Raw genomic sequence first — 21,090 nt, forward strand, 5'->3', positions numbered from 1 at the left:
AAGGAACATTAGTAATGCGCCACAATAAATCAGGCAGACGTCTCGGTCGGAAACCGGATCACCGTCAGCATATGATGCGGAATATGGTAACATCATTTTTTGAAAATGAGAAAATTACCACTACGGTGACTCGTGCTAAAGAGTTACGTAAGCTTGTTGACAAAATGATTACTCTTGGAAAGCGTGGCGATTTACACGCTCGGAGACAAGCGCTTCAAGTCATCACCGATCAGAACGTTGTTGCTAAACTGTTTGATATGGTTGCACCACGCTTTTCAGAACGTCCTGGTGGTTATACGCGGATTATCCGGCTTGTGAACCGACAAGGTGATAATGCCCCAATGGCGATCATTGAGTTAGTCGAAGAGGGTTTTGTTGCTAAAGATACAACGACTGAACCAGCTCCTGTGTCGGCTGAAGTATCAGAGGTTGCAACCGCATAAGCGTCTTTTATAGGTCAGGTTAAATAGGGGGGCAGAGATTTGAATCTTTGCCCCCCTATTTTTGTTTTAAGAGTGTGATCTAATTGACTCTGTTGGTGCTGAATGTTAATTTTCATTTGATTCTATAACTCTTTATAAGTGTTGCTGGGCGTTATTTATGCATGAGCAAAAAATTCAGGTTTTACAGGGTACTGTCAGTAAGCTATTGCGACGTAATGCAACATCAAACCTGAAAAAAGCGCTCGGCAAAATACACCCCGCAGATATTGCCCACCTGTTGCGTTATTTTGACGTTCACGAACAGAAAACTCTTCTTGAGTTAACCCCTGATTTACAGCGAGTTGCTGACGTTTTAGCTGAATTGGAGCCTGATTCTTGGCCGCAAATTGCTGAACTTCTTGATCGTGATTATCTTATCTCAATTATCCATGAAATGGCCGACGACGACAGTGCGGTATTTATAAGAAGCCTTCCTGATGATCTCGGAGAGCAAATCCTCATAGCTTTGCATGACGATCAGTCAGATGACGTTGAGTACTTGCTGGGTTATGAGGAAGAGACAGCCGGTAGTATCATGTCGACCGACGTGTTTTTTCTCAACCAAGATATAAGTGTTCGACATGCTATCGAAGCGCTTCAGGATTCTGAAGATTATGAGATGGTTTTTTATGTTTATGTCACAGATGAACATAACCATCTAGTCGGGGTTTTATCATTACGTCAGTTATTGACTGTTCCACCAACGACCAAATTAGCCGATATCATGTCTACGAATGTCATGCGTGTCAGGTCGGATATGGACCAGGAAGAAGTCGCTCAGATGGTTGCCAAGTACAACCTATTGGCCATCCCAGTGGTTGATGATCAGGGGAAATTACTGGGACTAATCACTGTAGATGATGTCATAGATGTCATGCGTGATGAAGCAACTGAAGATATTCTGAGGATGGCTGGTACCAGTGAAGAAGAACTTTTGCTAGGCTATAAATCTTTTCAGATTGCTAGGTTGCGTCTCCCTTGGTTGTTGACAACCCTTGTTGGTGGTGTCGTTACTGGGACACTGATGTGGTATTATCGGGCCACCCTGGAACAAGTGATTATGCTGATCTCTTTTATTCCTGTGATTACCGGGATGGGGGGGAATGTCGGAGGGCAAACCTCAACAATTCTAGTCCGTGGATTTGCCACCGGGCGGATTGATTTTTCTATGATTCGGCAGGTTTTTTTGAAAGAATTGAGGGTTGGGCTGATCATGGGCTTAGTCTGTGGAATTGTTATTGCCGGAGTCGCATCAATCTGGCATCAAAATTTATACCTAGGATTGGTTGTCGGGGTTGCTATGGTTACTGCGATTACGGTCGCAGCTTGTATGGGTGTTGTTGTTACTGCTTTTTTTAAGAAAATAGGCGTGGACCCCGCTATCGCTTCAAGTCCATTTGTCCAGACAGTGAATGATATTACTGGGATTATGATTTATTTCAGTACCGCTACACTGTTTCTTCCCTATTTAACCTAAACATTAATGACGAGGGTGTTGGTAAAATCTGTTAGCCGGAGAGATGTCGATGCGTCAGTTGATTTCCTTACCCTAAGCCGATAACTTTATGGTTTCCGACTTACATAGCTGTGAAGCATTGGTTTTACGCCATATAAATTATGGTGAAGCAGATGTTATTCTGTCCCTTTTTACCCCTGACTATGGGTTGCAAAAAGGATTTGCAAAGTCTGCGCGTAAGAGCCGCAAACGCTTCGCTGCTGTCTTGGATCCATTTACCCAAGCTATCTTTCAGTGGAAATCAGGACGTGGCAATTTCTGGTTGTTGCAAGACTCAGAGCTTCTTACGGCACGAGTCGGGTTGCGTGCTGATTTGCAACGCCTCGCTCTTGCCAGTTATGGTGTTGAGTTAGTTGAATTGCTGTTGGAGGAAGGACAACTCCATTCAGTTATATATGAATTACTTTGCAGTTTTTTGGACTATCTTGATCGGGGTGGGGACCATTTAAGCGCTAAGCTATTATTTGAATTGCGGTTGATTTATCTGCTCGGGTATATGCCCCATCTGCTCCACTGTAGTGAATGTCTTAAAATTTTTGATGACGAACCGATCCGATTTGATGCAATTCGTGGTGGGAGCCTTTGTCTCCAATGTGCTGGGTCAGCTGGAGTGCCAATTGGATTGGGCACAGTCGGTTCTCTAGCGCGATCTTTAAATGTTGGTCATCAGCAGTTTGATGCTTTTTCTTTTGGTCGAAAGACAATTCAAGAAGCAAGTTTGATCCTGACACAGGTATTGCAACAGGTTTTGCCTAGAGAGCCAAAGTCGCAGCAGTTTCTGTGTTGATGATAGCTTGTTGCAAATCTTGACAACATTAGAGGTGGGAGCTAAACTCGCGGCTCCTTTTTACAACTACTACGCCATTATTTATATGATTGATTATGGTTTTATGGAGGTACCGTGACATTTCAGAATTTAATTCTATCATTACAGAACTACTGGGCAGCGCAAGGTTGTATTATTCAACAACCGTATGATATCGAGAAAGGGGCCGGTACGTTTAATCCGGCAACATTTTTGCGAGCACTCGGACCGGAACCCTGGAATGTTGCTTACGTTGAGCCTTCCCGCCGTCCTACTGATGGGCGCTATGGCGAAAATCCAAACCGATTACAACATTACTATCAGTTTCAGGTATTGTTAAAACCATCCCCGCAAAATATTCAGGATCTCTATCTTGATTCGCTTAAGAGCTTTGGCGTTGATCCCTTAGCTCATGATATCCGTTTTGTTGAAGATGACTGGGAATCACCAACCTTGGGTGCTTGGGGGCTTGGCTGGGAAGTATGGTTGGATGGAATGGAAATTACCCAATTCACCTATTTTCAACAGTGTGGTGGTTTTGAGCTGAAACCGATACCCGGTGAAATTACCTATGGAATAGAACGTATTGCTATGTACCTGCAGGGTGTGGATAACGTCTATGATCTCGAATGGGTCAAAGGGATCAAATACGGAGACATACATCATCAGACTGAGGTCCAGTTTTCCCACTATAATTTCGAAGAAGCGGATACCAAAATGCTTTTTCAACTGTTTGATATGTATGAAAAGGAATCTCTCAACTTAGTCGCAAAAGATCTCGTTTTTCCTGCGTATGATTTTGTTTTGAAATGCTCCCATGCTTTTAATTTGCTGGATGCAAGAAGTGCTATCTCGGTGACTGAACGTGCAAGTTATATTGGCAGAGTCCGTCATATGTCAAAACTTTGTGCAGCAGCCTATATTGACCAGCGAGAGAAACTTGGTCATCCATTGCTGAAAAAGTGATTTATATCTTACGACTGAATCTATCAATACTTAATTAACTGGAGTAATACATGTCTGCAGAACTATTTCTCGAACTGGGGACTGAAGAGATCCCAGCCGGGTTTATTGCGCTGGCTTTAAAGGATATTCAGAAGCAACTCAGCCAAGAGTTAGAACGTGCGCACATCTCATTTGGTGAAATATCAACTTTTGCGACGCCACGACGGTTGGCAGTGTCAGTTAAGGATGTCGCAACCCAACAGCAACGCCAAGAGTTGGAAATTACTGGTCCCCCAGCGCGGATCGCGTATGATGATTCAGGTAATCCAACAAAAGCAGCCGTAGGGTTCGCCCGGACAAATGGGGTTGACGTAGAACAATTGCAGACAATCGAGACCGCAAAGGGCAAATATTTATTTATTTCCAAGGTGATTGAAGGCGGCGAGACCAAAATAGAACTACAACAAATTTTGCCGCGGATCATCAGCAAAATATCTTTTAAGAAATCAATGCGCTGGAAAAATCTCGACGTCCGCTTTGTCAGACCGATGCATTGGATTGTTGCTGTTTTTGCTGGCGAGGTTGTCCCTTTCATTTTTGGTGATCTGCACAGTGGCAATATGTCCAGAGGACATCGCTTTATGGCGCCAGAAGAATTTAGTGTGACAGGTGTCGATGATTATTTATTGAAGGCTGAAGAGCACCATGTTATCCCTGAGATCAGTAAACGGCGTCAACTTATCCAAGAGCAGCTAGCTGTCTTAGCTGAGCGCTTGGGGGGGACAATTAACCCTGATGATGAGCTTTTAAACGAGGTCAGCTGTCTGGTTGAATCGCCCCAAGCTTTGGCTGGCACCATCGAGGATCAATTCCTCCAATTACCCCCTGAACTTTTGATTACCAGTATGCGAGAGCATCAGCGTTACTTTACTCTGGTCGATGCCCAGGGAAAATTATTACCCCACTTTATTACGATAGCAAACACCCATGCGAAAGATTCGCGTGTCGTTGTTGCTGGAAATGAACGGGTGCTGAGGGCACGTCTATCTGATGCCATGTTCTTTTGGCGTGAGGATCAGAAGAGTAAACTCGAATCACGGTTGGAGCTGTTGAAGAAGGTCGTATATCAAGCAAAGCTGGGGACCAGTTATGAAAAAATAGAAAGGTTTACCCAGTTGGCGACCGGCTTAGCTAAGCGCATTGCCCCACAAGATGTAGACAAGACAAAACGGGCCGCAACTTTAGCTAAGTGTGATCTGGAAACTGGGATGGTCTACGAATTCCCAGAACTGCAAGGTATTATGGGGCGTGAATATGCCTTGATAGAGGGAGAAGATAGGCGCGTTGCAGCGGCAATCTATGAACACTATTTGCCTACTCAGGCTGGAGGAGATTTACCCAGTGATGACATTGGTGCATTTGTCTCCATAGCTGATAAAATTGATACCATTTGTGGCTGCTTTAGTGTTGGCTTAATTCCGACTGGAACTGCAGACCCTTATGCTTTGCGACGTAATGCCATCGGAATTCTGGCGATTATTCTGGATCGTGGCTATGCTATATCGATTCCCGATCTGGTTGTTCAAAGCGTAGAGCTGTTAGAAGAAAAACGACAACGTACGGCTCTAGAAATCACAAATGATGTTGTCGAATTTATTCGCTTACGATTTGTCAATATGTTGTCTGCTGGCGACTATCCTGCTGATGTCATTGATGCCGTCCTTAGTGCCTCTTTTGATGAGCCTCTTGATGCGCTTAAAAGGATCGAAGCGCTCTCAAAACTCAAAAAAATGGATGATTTTGCTCCATTAGCGGTTGCATTTAAACGGGTTGGGAATATTATTAAAGAAGGATTAGATCAACCTGTCGAGGAAGATCTGTTAGTCGAGGAGAGTGAAAAAACGCTCTATGCCGATCTGCAAAACGTACAAGCAAAGGTTTCAGCATCTATTGTCGAACATGATTATGATCAAGCACTGGCGTTAGTCGCAGGATTACGTCAGCCTGTCGATGCGTTTTTTGATAATGTGATGGTTATGGTAGAGGATTTGGCAGTTCAGAATAACCGGCTGGCTTTATTGACCGCTGTCGCTGGTTTGTTCAAGGGGATTGCTGATTTTCGTCGGATTTCCTGATTTTGTAAATTGTTTTGATCCCGTGTGAGAAGGAGCAACAAAATGTCTAAATTTGTATATGCCTTTGGTGTCGGTAAGGCTGACGGTGATGGGTCAATGAAAGAACTTTTGGGGGGAAAAGGAGCCAACCTGGCCGAAATGACTTCCATTGGGCTTCCAGTCCCACCCGGTTTTACCCTTACTACAGAAGTTTGTACGGCCTATTATGATAATAAGCATGCCTATCCCGATAGCTTAGCCGCTGAAGTCGATCAGGCATTGAAGGTGCTTGAACAACGGATGGACAAGACTTTTGGCGGCAGTGAGAATCCGTTACTGGTTTCAGTCCGTTCAGGAGCGCGGGCGTCAATGCCGGGGATGATGGATACAGTTTTGAACCTGGGTTTGAATGACCAGACTGTTCAAGGGGTTATCAAGCAAAGTAACGATCCACGCTTTGCTTACGATTCTTATCGTCGTTTCATCCAGATGTATGCCAATGTTGTTAAGGGGATGAACGGCGAAGTTTTTGCCAAAATACTGGTGCAGAAAAAAGAGGAAAAAGGTGTCGAGCTTGATACTGAGCTTGAGGCCGACGATCTGCAACAACTGGTCAAAGAGTTTAAGGCCAGCTATAAGGAACATCTAGACGAAGATTTTCCCGAAGATCCCATGCAGCAGCTTTGGGAGGCTATTGGTGCGGTGTTTGGCTCATGGATGACCCCACGTGCAGTCACCTATCGTAAGCTCCATGGCATTCCGAGTGATTGGGGAACGGCAGTTAATGTTCAGGGGATGGTTTTTGGTAACATGGGCGATGATTGTGCAACGGGTGTTGCCTTTACTCGCGATCCTGCTACCGGAGAAAACTATTTCTATGGTGAATATCTGGTCAATGCTCAAGGAGAGGATGTTGTTGCCGGAATCAGAACACCACAACCGATCAATTTGGCTAAGCATAAAGAGGGTGACCTTCCATCGATGGAAGAGGTCATACCAGAGGGCTATGCCCAGTTGGTCAAAATCCGAGAAATTTTGGAAAAGCACTACAAAGATATGCAAGACATTGAGTTTACCGTGGAAAAAGGGAAACTCTATATGTTGCAAACCAGAACCGGGAAACGGACAGCGCAAGCTGCTATCCGGGTTGCGGTCGACATGGTTGCTGAAGGATTAATTACGGAAAGAGAAGCCGTATTACGCGTCGAACCAGAACAGCTAGATCAACTTTTACACCCATCTCTTGATCCTAACGCTGAAAAAAATGTGATTGCCAGAGGGCTTCCAGCTTCCCCAGGCGCTGCCAGTGGGCAGGTGGTATTTACTGCCGACGAAGCAGAAGAACAAAACCGACTGAAGAAAAAAGTCATTCTCGTGCGGATTGAAACCAGTCCCGAAGACATCCATGGGATGAATGCTGCTCAAGGTATTTTAACCGCTCGTGGTGGTATGACTTCTCATGCAGCTGTTGTTGCACGTGGCATGGGGAAATGTTGTGTCTCTGGTTGTGGCGAAATAAAAATAGACTATGAAAAACAGCAAATAAAAACCAAATCTGGAGAGATTGTTAAACGGGGAGACTATATCACTCTGGACGGCTCTGCCGGTGAGGTTATGCTTGGTGTGGTGCCGAAGGTTGAGCCGGAAGTCAGTGGCAACTTTGCCACTTTTATGGGCTGGGCTGATAAGTTCAGGCGTCTCAAAGTAAGGACGAATGCTGATACTCCTCATGATTCTAAAATCGCTAGAGATTTCGGAGCTGAAGGGATTGGTTTATGTCGGACCGAACACATGTTTTTTGAAGGGGACCGCATTCAAGCTGTCCGTGAAATGATTCTCGCTGAAAATGTCGAAGGGCGTAAGTTGGCGCTGGATAAGATTTTACCGATGCAAAAAGGGGATTTCATCGGCCTTTTCCGTGAAATGAAAGGTCTCCCTGTTACGATTCGCTTACTTGATCCTCCGTTGCATGAGTTCCTGCCGCAAAATGATGATGATATTTCAGAACTCGCCAATGTCGTGGGTATCCGCTTCTCTGAGGTTAAGGAACATGTCGCAAATCTGCACGAATTTAACCCTATGCTTGGACATCGTGGGTGTCGTTTAGGGATCACTTACCCTGAAGTTTATGATATGCAAGTACGGGCAATTATGGAAGCGGCCTGTGAACTGGTAAAGAATGAAGGATTTAAAATCATCCCAGAGATCATGATTCCGTTGATCAGTCATGTCAATGAGTTGAAAATATTACGCGCGAATGCTGTCCGGGTGGCAGAGGAAGTGTGTGCTGATTATGGGATTAAAATCGATTATCTGATAGGCACGATGATTGAGCTACCACGTGCTGCTTTGACCGCCGATGCAATTGCCACTGAAGCTGAATTCTTCTCTTTTGGAACGAATGATTTAACGCAGACGACTTATGGGTTATCGCGTGATGATGCCGGACATTTTCTGCCGGAATATATTGAACGTGGCGTTCTGAATAAAGATCCCTTTATCGCTTTGGATCAACGTGGGGTCGGAGAGCTGGTGAAAATTGGTTTTGAGCGAGGACGAAGTACTCGCCCTGGTTTGAAGGTTGGGATTTGTGGCGAGCACGGTGGCGAACCGTCCAGTGTCATCTTTTGCCATAAACTGGGTTTAGATTATGTTTCATGCTCCCCTTATCGGGTCCCAATCGCCCGCTTGGCTGCAGCACATGCGGCATTGACTGACGAATAGTCTCAGCAGTAAACAAAAAGCCCCGTTAGTCACTAACGGGGCTTTATTTCCCTTCTGTGTCCAAATATTATTTTATCCCATATTTATTAATAAAGCTTATCAGCTGATTTTTTTCAATCGGTCGACTATAGTAAAATCCTTGCGCAATACAAGAACCTTGATCTATTAAATATTGGTGTTGTGCCGGGGTTTCGACCCCTTCAGCAATGAAGTCGAGTTGCAAACCCTTTGCGACATTGAGGATGGCAGGGATAATCGTGTCCTGCATGTTTTCCGACGTAATTTTTTGCATGAAAGAACGATCCAGTTTTAGAGTATTTAACGGCAGATGATTCAGATAACTAAGGGATGAATAGCCGGTGCCAAAATCGTCAATGGCAATTTTAATCCCTGTATCGGTTAATTTTACAATATTTGACAAGGTTCTATTCAGGTTCTTAACCAGAATGTTTTCTGTTATTTCGAGTTCAACCTCTTTAGGATTAACGTTGTAACTATTCAGGGTTTCGATGACGTATTCGGCAAAGTTATCCATTGCCAGTTCTATTGCAGATATATTGATACAAATTTGCAGATGTATCCCTTTTTTATTCCAACAATGAATATCATGACAGACTTTCTTAAGGACAATTTCGCCGATATCAATGATGAGGGATGTCTCCTCCGCGATATCAATAAATTTACCGGGGAGAACGAGAGTATTCTCGGGAGAGATGATTCTTACCAGCGCCTCAGCTGCATGGAGCTTGCCGGAGGTTAAATCCATCTGCGGTTGATATAAAACCAGAAACCGATCTTTTTTAATTGCATCTCGGACAAAATTTTCAACAAATACGGTATGACTGTGTTTGTTTTTTAGTTTGTTACTGTAGAGGCAATGCCTGCTTCTTGTGTTTGTCTTGGCGTAGCAGACCGCCGTATCGGCGTTCTTGATGAGTTCTTCTTTTGTCACCCCGTGCTCTGGATAAATGACAATACCAACACTTAGGGTGATGTGAATTTCATGGCCGTTGTGCTTGAAGGGCAGGGCCGTCTCATTGGCGATTTTATTGGCCGTCGTCATCGCGTCATCAACGGATTCTATTTCCGGTAAAAGGAGGATGAATTCGTCACTTCCCAGTCTAGCGAGAGTATCTTCTTCACGAGTACAGCGTCTCAATTTTTCAGCTAGGTTCCGGAGTATTTCGTCACCAATACTCTGCCCATAGCTATCATTAATCAGCTTGAAACGGTTAATGTCGATGAACAACAGGGCAAACTTTACCATGGATTTGTGTGAATGTGCGATCAGGGAGGTCAAGTGGTCATTCAATAATGATCTGTTTGGAAGTCCGGTGAGTAAGTCATGGTTGTGCTGAAAGCGAATGATTTCTTCGGCTTTTTTTCGTTCTGAGACATCTCGTGCTACACCATAGGTGCCAATGAAATTTTCTTTTCTTTTGTCGTTTCTGCCAAGTTTATATCCCCCAGAAACCTTTTTTTCTATATTGATGGCTCGAATTTCAACGTGTAAGAGTGTCCCTTTTCTTTTGCCTTGTAACCTTATCTCCTGACTTTCACTGTTCTTAGGAAACTGTTTTTTCGTAAAGAAAAGATTGGCCCGATCTCGATCCTGAGGGTGGACCACGTCCCGGTAATGTTTGCCGATAATTTCTTTTCTGCTGTAACCAAGTAATTTTATGGTATTTCTATTCACAAAAACGAAATAACCATCTCGATCCAGCATATACAAAAGATCTGGCGAATTGTGAACGATGAAGCGGTGAAGAGCTTCAGACTCTTCTAACATGCCAATCATCTCTTTATTGTCTTGCTCCAGGTAGATTTTCTCCAGAACATTTTTGATTGAAAACAGCAGTTCGTCTGCAGAATAGGGCTTACGAATAAAATCTCGTGCACCATTTTTGAGGACATGAATGGCTTTCTTTATTTCAGATTCGCCACTGATAACGATAACATTTGTATTAATAGCGTTATTGTTGATGTATTCAAGAACCTTTTCGCCACCCATATCGGGCATATTCAAGTCAAGGAGAGTCAACACGTAGTCATTGTGGTTCAGCTCTTCAATCGCAGCGTGCCCACCCGCGACGGTATGAGCACTCATCCCGTTGAATGCAAGTATCCCCTTAACACTTTGCCCTACTGCAACGTCATCATCGACAATCAGAATCTTGCCATTTTTTGCTTCTAGATGATCATGTTGACTTTTGTTGAAATGACCAATATCAATCATTTCAGTTCAATCTCACTCTCTTTGAGTTTGCGAGGGATAAGAACTTTGAATTCGGTCCCCTGATCTTGATTTGAATAGCAAAAGATACTTCCTGAAAGCTCTTTTACCAAGGTGTTGACAATGGTTAATCCCAAACCAGAGTGTCCTTCTTTGGTACTTGTGACTGGTTTGAATAGATTCTTCAAGATTTCAGCATCGATCCCCGGACCATTGTCTTTAATCGTGATTTCAACATATTGTTTGCCATTTTGATAAACATTATCTCTCCCTGTGATTGTTACCGTGCCACCGTTCTGCATCGCCTCAACACCATTCTTAATAATATTTATCAGTATTTGCTTGAGCTTGTCTTTTGGACAACAGAGAACTGGAACCTGTTGATCCAGATGTAAGGTTGATTGTATTTGATTCGTTTTGTAGAGCGAATTTTTAAACAGTGTATCCAGTTCCGTTAGTAGTTTATTAATGTTGACCGTTTTATCATTTTCTCTGGCGGGTGCCTCAGGGTCTTTAGCGCGTAGCAGGATGTTGCCAACACGTTCAATTTCTTCGCTGATAAAGGTTAACTCTTCCTGCGCTGGGTGATCGGTGTCGATCTTTTTCCCCAACATATATAAATAATTATTGATAATCGTCAGCGGGTTGCTGATTTCGTGAGCCACTTTTTTGAAATCAACCAAAGGCATCCCGATCGGTTGTGATTTCCCTTGTTCCAGTGAAAAATAGTTTTTGGCAATTTCACTGCTGATTAATTTCAGTAAGGACGACTTGCTTTTCAGCGTTAGCCACTCCTGTGCAGAGGTACCGAGGGCAAGGACACCGATACCAATACCATTATGGTGGACAGGTAAGAAGTAACAGGCCTCTGCATTTAATAGCCTGATAACTTGCTGATCTGCGATAGAACAACGCGCGGATGAGGATAGAAGGGCTTTTTTATCGGTGAATGACTTCACTAAAAGACTGTTTTTATCTTCGACCTTGAATTCGATCTCTGAAAGTTGATTGATTTTCAGATCGTTGACCGCACAGAGTGTTGTCTGGTCTTCTGCGAGTTTAAAAAAGAAAAGTTGGTTCAGGTTGAAAACCGCATTGAAATAGATTCTGACCTCTTTTGTGAATTCTAGCAGTTCAGCTTTTTCACTTTTGCCGATGCTGTTACTGAGGGTGATATCATGGATTTTTTCTGCCAATTTTTTGCGGTTACTCTCATTTTCCGTCGCGCTAAAAGCCCCCATTTCATCTTCTGTTATTCTGAGGCGATGACTAAAACCAAGATCGGTGATCATCTTTTCACTTTTTTGGGAGGCCATAGTCAGGCAATCCAGGATGGAATCTTCAGTTAGATCAAACAAGAGCCCCGCTTTTTCTCTGAGGAGAGAGTTGTCACGAGCGCTATTATTCGCACTGAGAGGGCTGGCAACGGCAAGAATTTTCAATAAGGTCGGAGAATTGTAGAGTTCGTCAGCAGGGGCGTTTTGGAACTGGATGGCATCAGCAAGAAAAGAGTCTAGATTCCAGCTCTGGACAAGTGCAGCACCTAGCTCACAATGCTCAACACCAAGGATTTCCTGTTCCAGATTATGAAAGTTTGCGGTCTCCTGGTAGTAACGTTCTAACAGGGGGACATAGTCCTCTTCACGGTTCAGGATTAATAACAGCATGCCAACCTGATGTAGCAGGCCAGAAAGAAACGCCTCGCCAGGGTTGTCATAGCCTACGAGTTTGGCAAGCCGTTCAGCAAGGTTAGCGCAGTTCAACGCTCGTAACCATATAAGTTGAACATGCTTATTGAAATCTTGGGTGAAATTAGAAAAAAATTGTTGGATGGCGCAGGTGGTAATAATATTGCGAACATTCGTCATTCCCAAGACAATCAACATTCTGCGGATATCGGTTATTTCATTCCATTGTCGATAAATAGGGGAGTTTGCCACCTGTAATATCTTGGTCGTTAAGCTGATATCTTTTTTGATTGCGGTTGAGAACATTTCAAAATTAGCATTGTCGTTATGACACAGTTCCAGTAACTCAACCAAAAGACTGGGCTCTGAAGGGAGGTTTTCAACGGCATAACTCTTATCTCTTAAGTAGAGACACTGCATGTCTATCGTAACCCTTTCTTCGGACGATAATTGAATGCTCGAGTAATTGATCTTTATTTAAGATGATCTATATCCCAGTATTTTACTCTAAAAATAAAATAAAACAAATAATTTTAATTATTTGTCTCCCTTGAAGGGTTTTCTCCATTAAAAGCTATGAGCTTTTTGATTGCTGTGGCTTTCCTCTGCTCAAGACGGCCTGACTCCAGGCTGATATCCACTGTCAGTTTTCCCAGTTGTAGATAGAGTGGTAAAAGATCTGGTGCTTCATCTTTTAAGGCTTTTATGTGGGCAGCAACAGTCCCGATATCACCACGGACAAGCGGTCCGCTCAGGCCTTGTTCCGGGCCAAGATCTTTGACATTGTCGAGGGATGTTTGCACTAACGGCAACAACATGGGCAGCGCCTTGTCGGATGATATTCCACACTTCACCAGCAGATCCCGGGCAACGGCAAGCAACGTTACGAGGTAGTTTGAAGCCATACTGGCAGCAGTGTGGTAAAGGGGTTTTGTCCTCGCATCAAGAATAAAAGGTTGACCACCCATGGCAGAGACCAGTTCGTGACCTAAGGTCAATGCCTGTGAGCTGTTAGATTCGATGGCACATGGGCACAGATGGAGGGTCTTGAAAGCTTTTTGTCGGTCAGCAAAGGGGAGCAGGGGGTGGAGAGACAAAAGCATCGCAGACGAGGTTTTCTGCCGCATAATTTCAGCGCAATGAAGACCGCTGAAATGGATGAGTGTGGTCTGTTCTGGGTGTTGGCACAGGCGGAGAAATTTCGATGCTGTATTTTGAATATGATCATCCGGCACTGCCAGCAAGATGATCTGTGCGTCAGAGGCCGCTGTCAGCTGTGCAGATGCTGAAGCCTGTTCGCAACCAATATAGGAACAGGCCTCTTCTGCCCTTTCACGGCTACGGCTGATGATGGCTGTTAGCGGGTATCCAGCGAGGTGGAGACGTTTGCCGACGGCACAACCAACTCGGCCGGGACCGATGAGGGCAATACTTTGCTTCATGCAACCGAAACCTGTAGGGATCCAAGCTGCTCTATCTTGCCTTCAAGTTTGTCACCCGAGACGATTTGACTCACGCCAGCAGGGGTGCCAGTCAGGATAATATCACCAACTTCCAGGGTGTAGACAGTCGATATTTCTGCGATGATTTTTTCGATAGATCGCATCATTTGATTTGTATTCCCTTGTTGGCGAACTTCCCCATTGACCCGCAGTTCTAGTTCAAGATTATTGGGATCAATGTTTGCGTCAGTCGGGGTGAAAGCGGATATCGGACAGGAGGTGTCAAAGCCTTTGGCGATCTCCCAAGGTAAACCCTTCTTTTTTTGTTCACTCTGGATATCCCTAAGGGTCAGATCCAGAGCGATGCCATAGCCGATCACATGTGACAACGAATCTTCTTCCTGAATGTTTTTCCCTTGTTTACCAATCAAGAGTGCTAACTCCAGTTCATGGTGACACTCATTGGAATATGTCGGGATTTCAATTTTCCCGCCATCAGCAAGCAAGCTGCAGGGAGGTTTACAAAAAATCACAGCACGGTCAGGCATTTTACTGCCGAGTTCGCGGATATGATCCAGATAGTTTTGTCCCAAACAAACGATTTTGCCGACAATATAGTTGTCTTTTGCCCCTTTTAGCTGCACTTGATGCATGTTTGTATCTCCTTGAATGTCCCATTCTATGGAAGTAGCCTATTTTGCAGTTCAGAGTAGAAAGATAGCGGCTTTTGTCTCTTAAATGCAAGTTCTGTTGTTGTTCATTTGGAGCCTTTTTCTATGTTAGGATAATGTTTGCCGAAAAAGGAGAGCCGATGTCCTATTTTAACTACAACGAGCCGGTCTTCAGACCACCCTCTGAAGCACGATCATTGATTTTGCAAATCACGATAGGTTGCAGCCAGAATCAATGTAAATTTTGTGGCATGTATAAGATGAAGACGTTTGCCCTGCGCCGAGTGGCCGATATTGCTGCGGAGATCGAGATGATACCTCAGGAGCACCGTAACCACTATCAGCGTATCTTTCTCGCAGATGGGGATGCTCTGGTCTATCCACAACAAGAATTGATTGCCATTCTTGATCTTTTGAAGCAAAAATTCCCCAATTTGAACCGCGTTGGAATTTATGCTTCGCCTAAAAGTCTGACAACTAAGGATGTGGCTGAATTACAACAGCTGAAATTACGCAAGTTGCGCATCCTTTATTTTGGACTTGAAAGCGGGGACGCGTTAACACTGCAGGCGGTTAACAAGGGTTATTCTCCAGACGAGATGCTGCATCTTTGCCGGAAGGCGCAAGCGGCTGGTTTGAAATTGTCAGTGACTGCTATTTTGGGATTGGCAGGGCGCGGTCGCAGCCATGAACATGCTTTGGCCACAGCGAAATGGATCAATCAGCTTTCCCCCGAGTATTTTTCCTTATTAACGTTGTTCCAGCGCCACAATGATGCATACTTTGCTCAGATTGAACCGTTAAGTAATGAGGGAATTCTTGAAGAAGCGTTGACTCTGGTGCAGCACTTACGACCGCACAAAACGATTTTGCGCTCGAATCACGTGTCAAACATGCTGAATCTGGCCGGGAGCTATCCTAAAGACAGAGAGCGAATTATCATGCAAACAGAAGCGACGCTCGAAAAAGCCCGCTCTTATCCCGATTGGTGTGCCATGGTGCCGGATTATGGTGAGGCGTACTTTTAACTTTGTTCCTCTTCGTTGAGTATTTTTCTGAGCTGGATCCTGTGGTTGATCAAGCACAAGGTCAGCAAGTGGGGACTGACCTGTGCTCTTTAATGGACCTTTGTGACCCTTATTTACGCTGAAAAGTTCTTTTGGCAAATGAATATTGAAAATTCATGTGATCAGTGTAAGTCCCTTCCATGATGGCCACAACGTCTTCCGTAAAAACTAACTCTTCATCTGTTGGAATGACGAAAACTTTGACCGGTGAATCATCCGTGGTGATGGTGGTTTCTCTCTTGCGGGTCATTGTTCTGCGGTTTTTGTCCTTATCGAGTTTGATGCCGATATGCTCCAGATCTTCAAGAGCTTTTTCGCGGATAAGCCAACCCATTTCACCAACTCCTGCAGTAAAGACAACGGCGTCAAGGCGACCCAGAACCGCACAGTAAGAGCCGATATATTTTTTTAATCGGTAGCCCTCAATGGCCAATGCCAGAACACAGCGTTCATTTCCAGCCTCAGCTGCTTCGATGACGTCACGGCGGTCGATAAATTCACCCGTAATCCCTAAGATCCCTGATTTTTTGTTGAGGATGCTATCGATTTCATGAGGAGAAAGGTGTTCCCGTTCCATAATAAATGCTGGAATTGCCGGGTCAATATCGCCGCAGCGGGTCCCCATAACGGCCCCTTCCAGCGGGGTGAGTCCCATTGAGGTATCGATTGATAGCCCATTTTTGATTGCCGTGTGAGAAACACCATTGCCAATATGCATGGTAATCAGGTTGCAGTCTTGCGGATCTTTCTCTAAAAGAGCTGCGGCTCGCTTGGAAACATAGAGGTGACTTGTGCCATGGAAGCCGTATCGGCGGACCCCATAATCTTGATACCATTGATGCGGAACAGGGTAAGTATATGCATATTCGGGCATAGATTGATGGAATGCCGTGTCAAAAATTGCAATGTGGGGCACATCAGGGAGATTTGCCTGAGCCGCTTCAATCCCTGCAATATTGGGTGGGTTGTGCAACGGAGCCAGGTGTTGTACTTCTTTGATGGCATCGAGAACTGTTGCGTCGATACGTACCGATTTCGTGAATTTTTCCCCCCCGTGGACAACCCGATGACCTACGGCTGAAATGCTGGTGATATCCTCCAGAACCCCGTGAGTCTTGTCCGTGAGGATTTTGACAATCAGATGAACAGCGGTTTTATGATCAGGACATTCATATTCTTCATGATAAGTGTCGCGACCAGAGACTTCATGAATGATGTAAGAATCACCAATAGTGACACGTTCCACCATCCCCTTAGCGATAACCTCTTTTTTCGCCCAGTCAAAAAGTTGATATTTTACCGAAGAACTACCGCAGTTTAGTGCCAGAATGTCCATAGCCACCTCTCCTTAGAATCTATTCTATCTGGTTATTTACAATTGACAAGCTGGAGCCAACCTCTTTCGAAAGAAGAGGTTATCTAGGAAATTGATCAACAAACTAGCCTAAATAATGGTTTTGTGGCAAGGTCTTTTCTGCTCTGGACAGGGGATTGAATATCTGTTAAAAGACAGAACAATGCATCCGATAGTCGGGTGGCCAATCTACATTTTTAGGAGGAAAGACCTATGGCTCATGTAATTTCAGACGAGTGTATTGCTTGTGGTGCTTGCCTGCCCACTTGCCCTGTTGAAGCAATCAGCGAAGGTGATATTTACAGCATTGATCCTGATGTTTGCACTGATTGTGGTTCTTGTGTTGATGCTTGCCCGGTAGAAGCTATTTCTGCAGGTTGATCAACGCGGATTTACAACAAATTAAAGCGGTAGCTGTCTTGGATGGTTACCGTTTTTTTTTATGGACATTGGGGAGGAAATATTTCGCTGGAAGGTTAAGTGTTTATTCTGTAGCAGGCTTAGAGGATGTGACTTTGACGCTGAATTCTGATAGATTTTTGGGCAGATCTTTAAAGACAATATCAAAGGGAATTGCTTGTTGATTGGCAATATTCATATTGCTGAGTTCATTGCCAAACTGGTTTCCCATGATTTTTTCCAACTCTAGGAAAGACAATGATTGAATTTTCTCATCGTCGATCGGGTTACCACAAAAGACCGTTTTTTGCAGTAACGGTTTACCATTTTGATCAAAGATAACCCCTCTCACCTGGATTGCCGCTCGTGCTTCAGCAAATTCATTCACGGCTAGACCACGGATCAGAAAGAATTCTCCATCGATTTGATTCTGAATAAATTTACCCTCTAATTGCTTAAGGGTAATCTGGCCGGTTTGCACCGGCCGATCACTTTGTTGTCCGAAAAATTGTTGCATTGTTTGATTAAGTTGCTCTGTCCCATTCATGTAGATAAACACTCCACCGACAATCAGAATCCCCAGAATCAAGAGCAATAGAATTCTGATGAGGCTGGAAGCCGCTCCAGACTTTTTCTCCGGGATGGTTGGGGCCGGAAATTCTGGCTCTGCCGGAGCTTCGAAAGCGGCTTTTGTCTCGTCGCTAACATGTTCATCTGTCGTTGGGGCGGAAGCCGTCTCTTCGTTGTTTGTCGCGTTCACTATTTTTTCAATGGTGCTGACCTGCTCCGTCGTCGTGTCAGTGAAAGTGAACTCTTCTTCTGCATCGTCTGGTGCCGAGAAAGAGAAGGTTTCCTCCGCCGTGACACTGGAATCAAGTTCTTGGAATTTGTCGTAGCTGAAGTCATTGTCTCCTGACATCGGTTCACTGGGGGGTTCTTCAGTGATGATCTCTTGCTGCGAAGGCTCTGCAGAATCGGCGGGACGCAGGTCTTGTTCCAGAGGTTTTTCAGCAAGAAAAATGTTCTTGCAACGGGCACAACGGACCTTCGCTCCTCCGTCTGGAATCCGATCGGAGTCAATATTAAATCTGGTCGAACACTTGGGACAGGTAATGATCATCAGGCGTCCTCCTTTGTCGGGGTAACCTCTTTATTGGTTGCCACTTTGCTAATATCTTACACTCAGCTCATACGGTTTCTTTAGTTTTTGACCTCGACCCGGCTTAGATGGGTCAAGCCTCTTCAACGATATATATATCCGGTAAATTCCGGTATTTTTCGTCATGATCAAGGCCATAACCGATAATGAAACCATCGTCCATACTTATTCCAATATAGTCCGCTTCAATTGCCACTTCACGCCGAGCTCTTTTATCGATCAACGTACATATCTTTAAGGAGCGGGGCTTCTGGAGGAGTAATTTATTATACAGGCATTCTAGGGTATAGCCACTGTCAACAATATCCTCAATGACGATGACGTGACGATCTGTGATCGGCATCTCCAGTTCTTTGCGGAACTCGATAATCCCGGATGTTTGGGTGCCCGATCCATAGCTAGCTAAGCGGACAAAATCGACGACCGATGGTGACTTGATTTCTCTGATCAAGTCCGCGATAAATAAAAAGGAGCCTTTCAAGACCCCAACCAGCATGATTTCCTCATCGCCATAGTCTTGACTGATTTCTTGTCCAAGACGCTTAATTTCAGCAGCAATTCTTTCGCGCGAAAAAAGAATTTTGCGGTTTTGCTCCGCCATATTATTTATAACTCCATAATCGGTTTAATTTGTCAGCAACCTAGCAGGAAAAAAGGCGTCCTGTCAATTGCAACTGCAGTTAGAAGAGGTGTTTTGACGATAGAAAATATGCTATGATTCAGCGTTGTTATAAAATCAATCAGGAAAAGAAGGACTTTCTATGCGTGCTTATTGTCTATTGTTACTGTTGCTCCTTTTATCGACGCCGGTATTTGCCGCTCCCGAACTCGTTGTGGAGGGCTTGAATCATGATTTTGGCGAGATCAAGCAGGGGGGTGAGGTTGCCCATACCTTCCGTTTTCGTAACGCCGGTGACGAGATACTAAATATCAGCAATTTGCACAGTTCCTGTGGTTGTACAGCAGCATTATTGACAACCCGCAAGCTGGCTCCAGGAGCTATCGGAGAGTTACAGTTAATATTCAATTCGCAGGGGTTTCGTGGTGAAGTGCAAAAAATGGTGACCTTTGAAACAAATGACCCCAAACATCCGGCGATCACCTTTAATCTGCGTGGCAAAGTGAAGGCAGAATTATTTTTGCAGCCCGAGCGAATTAATTGGGGACTCGTGAAAAAAGGGGCGACTTTGCAGACCGAAGTTGAGATTGTTAACAGATCAAAGCAATCAATTACCTTGCAGCAACCCCAAATAACCAGTGACCAAATTTATGCTGAACTCTCAGCGCGAATCATCGCACCCGGTGAGCAAGTTCGTTTAACTGTTTCGGCAAAGTTTCCTGACGGTAAAAAACGCCTGGCTGGTTATGTCGTAATTAACAGCGACTTTACCACACTCCCTCAACTAAAAATTCCTGTTTCTGCCCGCTTGTCACAGAAATAAAAGGGTTAATTGCCTTCCCCCCAGTCAGAGCTTTATTTAGATCGGGAGAAGGAATTGTTTGTGCTAAAAGGAACTCATTGTGTCTGGGATTTCCAGTTGCAATAACAACCGGGATAGCGTATACATTACAGCTTATGCGCCCGTGGCTCAGCTGGATAGAGCGCTGCCCTCCGGAGGCAGAGGTCATAGGTTCGAATCCTATCGGGCGCGCCAATAAAATCAAAAGGTTAGCAGTTATCTGCTGACCTTTTTTTGTCTTTGTGACGTTTTTGTGACGATTCTGTGACAGTCATGTGACGGTTTTGACGATTGGACACCCGAAAACGGCTGTTTTCCCCTGCCAAGGGTATTGTCAACTTAACGAATACAGAGCATAAATAGGCTGCTTTGCCGAGCAAATCACATTACAACCACGTTGGATTGCGGGCGCAGGTATCCTGCTCCCAAATTGCAAAGGCTCGATCACGAAGGGTGCGGGAGCTTTTTGCGCTCAGTAAATGGCGTTGATGACGAAAAAGGCTATCTACCAGACTATGAAAGGAGAGAAATTGTTGGGCTTGTCTTTGTGACTTGAAACGCCTCATTTTTCGTTCACGCTGTCGGGCGGGTTGGTGCGAAAGTTCCGCTCGATTATTTTGATACCGACCCGTCTCATGTGGTGCCCGGTTGATAACTCTTTCAACGCGGCTCGGTAGCTACGGAGTTTATCGGTTACGATTTTGTATGGACGTACGCCTGTTTTTCGAAACAGCTTGCGGAAGAAAAGAAGCGCCGCTAGTTTGTTGCGCTTATGTTGAACCAAGATGTCGATTTCATCACCATCCTGATCGACTGCTCGCCAAAGGGTGTGCTGTTCGCCCCGTATTTTGATAAAAACCTCATCCAGATACCACCAGCCTGACCAGCAGACTTGTGCAGATTTTTTGCGTAAGAGGATGGAAATTTAAGGCACCACTTCCAGATGGATTCGTAACTGACTTCCACGACTCGGACAGCGAGTAACTCTTCCACTTCTCTATAGCTCAGCGAGAATCTGTAGTAGAGCCATA

16 protein-coding genes, 1 tRNA gene and 1 pseudogene are annotated in these 21,090 nt (G+C 44.6%); 10 read left to right on the top strand and 8 right to left on the bottom strand.

The annotated features are described in order from the left end of the window. Window positions 1–14: 14 nt before the first annotated feature. The 6 genes from rplQ (at window position 15) to ppdK (ending at window position 8,586) form a co-directional block, all read left to right on the top strand. On the top strand, window positions 15–443 hold the full coding sequence (gene rplQ / locus BLU87_RS03035) for a 50S ribosomal protein L17 (protein WP_092344556.1): 429 nt from the start codon (window positions 15–17) through the stop codon (window positions 441–443). Between the two features lie 157 nt (window positions 444–600). Then, complete coding sequence (gene mgtE, locus BLU87_RS03040; RefSeq protein WP_092344558.1) at window positions 601–1,959, top strand: magnesium transporter; 1,359 nt, start codon at window positions 601–603, stop codon at window positions 1,957–1,959. A gap of 88 nt (window positions 1,960–2,047) precedes the next feature. Further along, window positions 2,048–2,785, top strand: coding sequence for a DNA repair protein RecO (gene recO / locus BLU87_RS03045; protein ID WP_092344560.1), 738 nt, complete (start codon window positions 2,048–2,050; stop codon window positions 2,783–2,785). A 114-nt stretch (window positions 2,786–2,899) separates the two neighbouring features. Then, the gene (glyQ, locus tag BLU87_RS03050; protein WP_092344562.1) at window positions 2,900–3,769 is read left to right on the top strand and encodes a glycine--tRNA ligase subunit alpha; all 870 of its coding nucleotides are present in this window, start codon (window positions 2,900–2,902) and stop codon (window positions 3,767–3,769) included. 50 nt (window positions 3,770–3,819) lie between these two features. Beyond that, window positions 3,820–5,883, top strand: a complete 2,064-nt coding sequence (gene glyS, locus BLU87_RS03055; RefSeq protein ID WP_092344564.1) for a glycine--tRNA ligase subunit beta — start codon at window positions 3,820–3,822, stop codon at window positions 5,881–5,883. Between the two features lie 42 nt (window positions 5,884–5,925). Continuing rightward, entirely contained in the window at window positions 5,926–8,586 is a 2,661-nt protein-coding gene (gene ppdK, locus BLU87_RS03060) for a pyruvate, phosphate dikinase (RefSeq protein WP_092344566.1), read from the top strand. Window positions 8,587–8,653: 67 nt separating this feature from the next. Here ppdK and BLU87_RS03065 read toward each other — a convergent pair whose 3' ends face one another. The 4 genes from BLU87_RS03065 to BLU87_RS03080 form a co-directional block, all read right to left on the bottom strand. Beyond that, complete coding sequence (locus tag BLU87_RS03065) at window positions 8,654–10,822, bottom strand: EAL domain-containing protein (RefSeq protein ID WP_092344568.1); 2,169 nt, start codon at window positions 10,820–10,822, stop codon at window positions 8,654–8,656. Further along, window positions 10,819–12,927 (bottom strand): HDOD domain-containing protein, encoded by a 2,109-nt coding sequence (locus BLU87_RS03070; RefSeq protein ID WP_092344570.1) that lies wholly within the window; start codon window positions 12,925–12,927, stop codon window positions 10,819–10,821. The genes BLU87_RS03065 and BLU87_RS03070 overlap by 4 nt, the downstream gene beginning before the upstream one ends. 113 nt (window positions 12,928–13,040) lie before the next feature. After that, window positions 13,041–13,949, bottom strand: coding sequence for a Rossmann-like and DUF2520 domain-containing protein (locus BLU87_RS03075; protein ID WP_092344572.1), 909 nt, complete (start codon window positions 13,947–13,949; stop codon window positions 13,041–13,043). After that, entirely contained in the window at window positions 13,946–14,602 is a 657-nt protein-coding gene (locus BLU87_RS03080; protein WP_092344574.1) for a fumarylacetoacetate hydrolase family protein, read from the bottom strand. Before BLU87_RS03080 ends, BLU87_RS03075 begins: the two co-directional genes overlap by 4 nt. Window positions 14,603–14,760: 158 nt before the next feature. Between BLU87_RS03080 and BLU87_RS03085 the strand changes: the two genes are divergently transcribed. After that, window positions 14,761–15,648 carry a radical SAM protein gene (locus tag BLU87_RS03085; protein ID WP_092344575.1) on the top strand — a complete coding sequence of 296 codons (888 nt, stop codon included), beginning with the start codon at window positions 14,761–14,763 and terminating at the stop codon, window positions 15,646–15,648. 109 nt (window positions 15,649–15,757) lie between these two features. On the opposite strand, the gene BLU87_RS03090 is transcribed toward BLU87_RS03085, so the two are convergent. Then, the gene (locus BLU87_RS03090) at window positions 15,758–17,023 is read right to left on the bottom strand and encodes an acetate kinase (protein ID WP_092344577.1); all 1,266 of its coding nucleotides are present in this window, start codon (window positions 17,021–17,023) and stop codon (window positions 15,758–15,760) included. A gap of 231 nt (window positions 17,024–17,254) precedes the next feature. On the opposite strand from BLU87_RS03090, the gene BLU87_RS03095 reads away from it, so the two are divergent. Further along, entirely contained in the window at window positions 17,255–17,422 is a 168-nt protein-coding gene (locus BLU87_RS03095) for a DUF362 domain-containing protein (RefSeq protein ID WP_092344579.1), read from the top strand. Window positions 17,423–17,525: 103 nt separating this feature from the next. Here BLU87_RS03095 and BLU87_RS03100 read toward each other — a convergent pair whose 3' ends face one another. Together BLU87_RS03100 and hpt are read right to left on the bottom strand one after the other, a co-directional pair. Continuing rightward, window positions 17,526–18,560 (bottom strand): DUF3426 domain-containing protein, encoded by a 1,035-nt coding sequence (locus BLU87_RS03100; RefSeq protein WP_092344581.1) that lies wholly within the window; start codon window positions 18,558–18,560, stop codon window positions 17,526–17,528. A 112-nt stretch (window positions 18,561–18,672) separates the two neighbouring features. Then, window positions 18,673–19,200, bottom strand: coding sequence for a hypoxanthine phosphoribosyltransferase (gene hpt / locus BLU87_RS03105; RefSeq protein WP_092344583.1), 528 nt, complete (start codon window positions 19,198–19,200; stop codon window positions 18,673–18,675). A 160-nt stretch (window positions 19,201–19,360) separates the two neighbouring features. On the opposite strand from hpt, the gene BLU87_RS03110 reads away from it, so the two are divergent. Next, window positions 19,361–20,041, top strand: a complete 681-nt coding sequence (locus tag BLU87_RS03110; protein WP_092344585.1) for a DUF1573 domain-containing protein — start codon at window positions 19,361–19,363, stop codon at window positions 20,039–20,041. Between the two features lie 136 nt (window positions 20,042–20,177). Further along, window positions 20,178–20,254: transfer RNA gene (locus tag BLU87_RS03115), tRNA-Arg, on the top strand. 191 nt (window positions 20,255–20,445) lie between these two features. On the opposite strand, the pseudogene BLU87_RS03120 reads toward BLU87_RS03115, so the two are convergent. Beyond that, a pseudogene (locus tag BLU87_RS03120) lies at window positions 20,446–21,090 on the bottom strand (IS6 family transposase); the annotation flags it as partial.

It is taken from the genome of Desulfuromusa kysingii (assembly GCF_900107645.1).
Taxonomy (GTDB): domain Bacteria; phylum Desulfobacterota; class Desulfuromonadia; order Desulfuromonadales; family Geopsychrobacteraceae; genus Desulfuromusa; species Desulfuromusa kysingii.

Coding starts and splice junctions, on each gene's coding strand:
- rplQ (WP_092344556.1), top strand. CDS start 15: ATGCGCCACAATAAATCAGGCAGACGTCTCGGTCGGAAACCGGATCAC.
- mgtE (WP_092344558.1), top strand. CDS start 601: ATGCATGAGCAAAAAATTCAGGTTTTACAGGGTACTGTCAGTAAGCTA.
- recO (WP_092344560.1), top strand. CDS start 2,048: ATGGTTTCCGACTTACATAGCTGTGAAGCATTGGTTTTACGCCATATA.
- glyS (WP_092344564.1), top strand. CDS start 3,820: ATGTCTGCAGAACTATTTCTCGAACTGGGGACTGAAGAGATCCCAGCC.
- ppdK (WP_092344566.1), top strand. CDS start 5,926: ATGTCTAAATTTGTATATGCCTTTGGTGTCGGTAAGGCTGACGGTGAT.
- BLU87_RS03065 (WP_092344568.1), bottom strand. CDS start 10,822: ATGATTGATATTGGTCATTTCAACAAAAGTCAACATGATCATCTAGAA.
- BLU87_RS03070 (WP_092344570.1), bottom strand. CDS start 12,927: ATGCAGTGTCTCTACTTAAGAGATAAGAGTTATGCCGTTGAAAACCTC.
- BLU87_RS03075 (WP_092344572.1), bottom strand. CDS start 13,949: ATGAAGCAAAGTATTGCCCTCATCGGTCCCGGCCGAGTTGGTTGTGCC.
- BLU87_RS03080 (WP_092344574.1), bottom strand. CDS start 14,602: ATGCATCAAGTGCAGCTAAAAGGGGCAAAAGACAACTATATTGTCGGC.
- BLU87_RS03085 (WP_092344575.1), top strand. CDS start 14,761: ATGTCCTATTTTAACTACAACGAGCCGGTCTTCAGACCACCCTCTGAA.
- BLU87_RS03090 (WP_092344577.1), bottom strand. CDS start 17,023: ATGGACATTCTGGCACTAAACTGCGGTAGTTCTTCGGTAAAATATCAA.
- BLU87_RS03095 (WP_092344579.1), top strand. CDS start 17,255: ATGGCTCATGTAATTTCAGACGAGTGTATTGCTTGTGGTGCTTGCCTG.
- BLU87_RS03100 (WP_092344581.1), bottom strand. CDS start 18,560: ATGATCATTACCTGTCCCAAGTGTTCGACCAGATTTAATATTGACTCC.
- hpt (WP_092344583.1), bottom strand. CDS start 19,200: ATGGCGGAGCAAAACCGCAAAATTCTTTTTTCGCGCGAAAGAATTGCT.
- BLU87_RS03110 (WP_092344585.1), top strand. CDS start 19,361: ATGCGTGCTTATTGTCTATTGTTACTGTTGCTCCTTTTATCGACGCCG.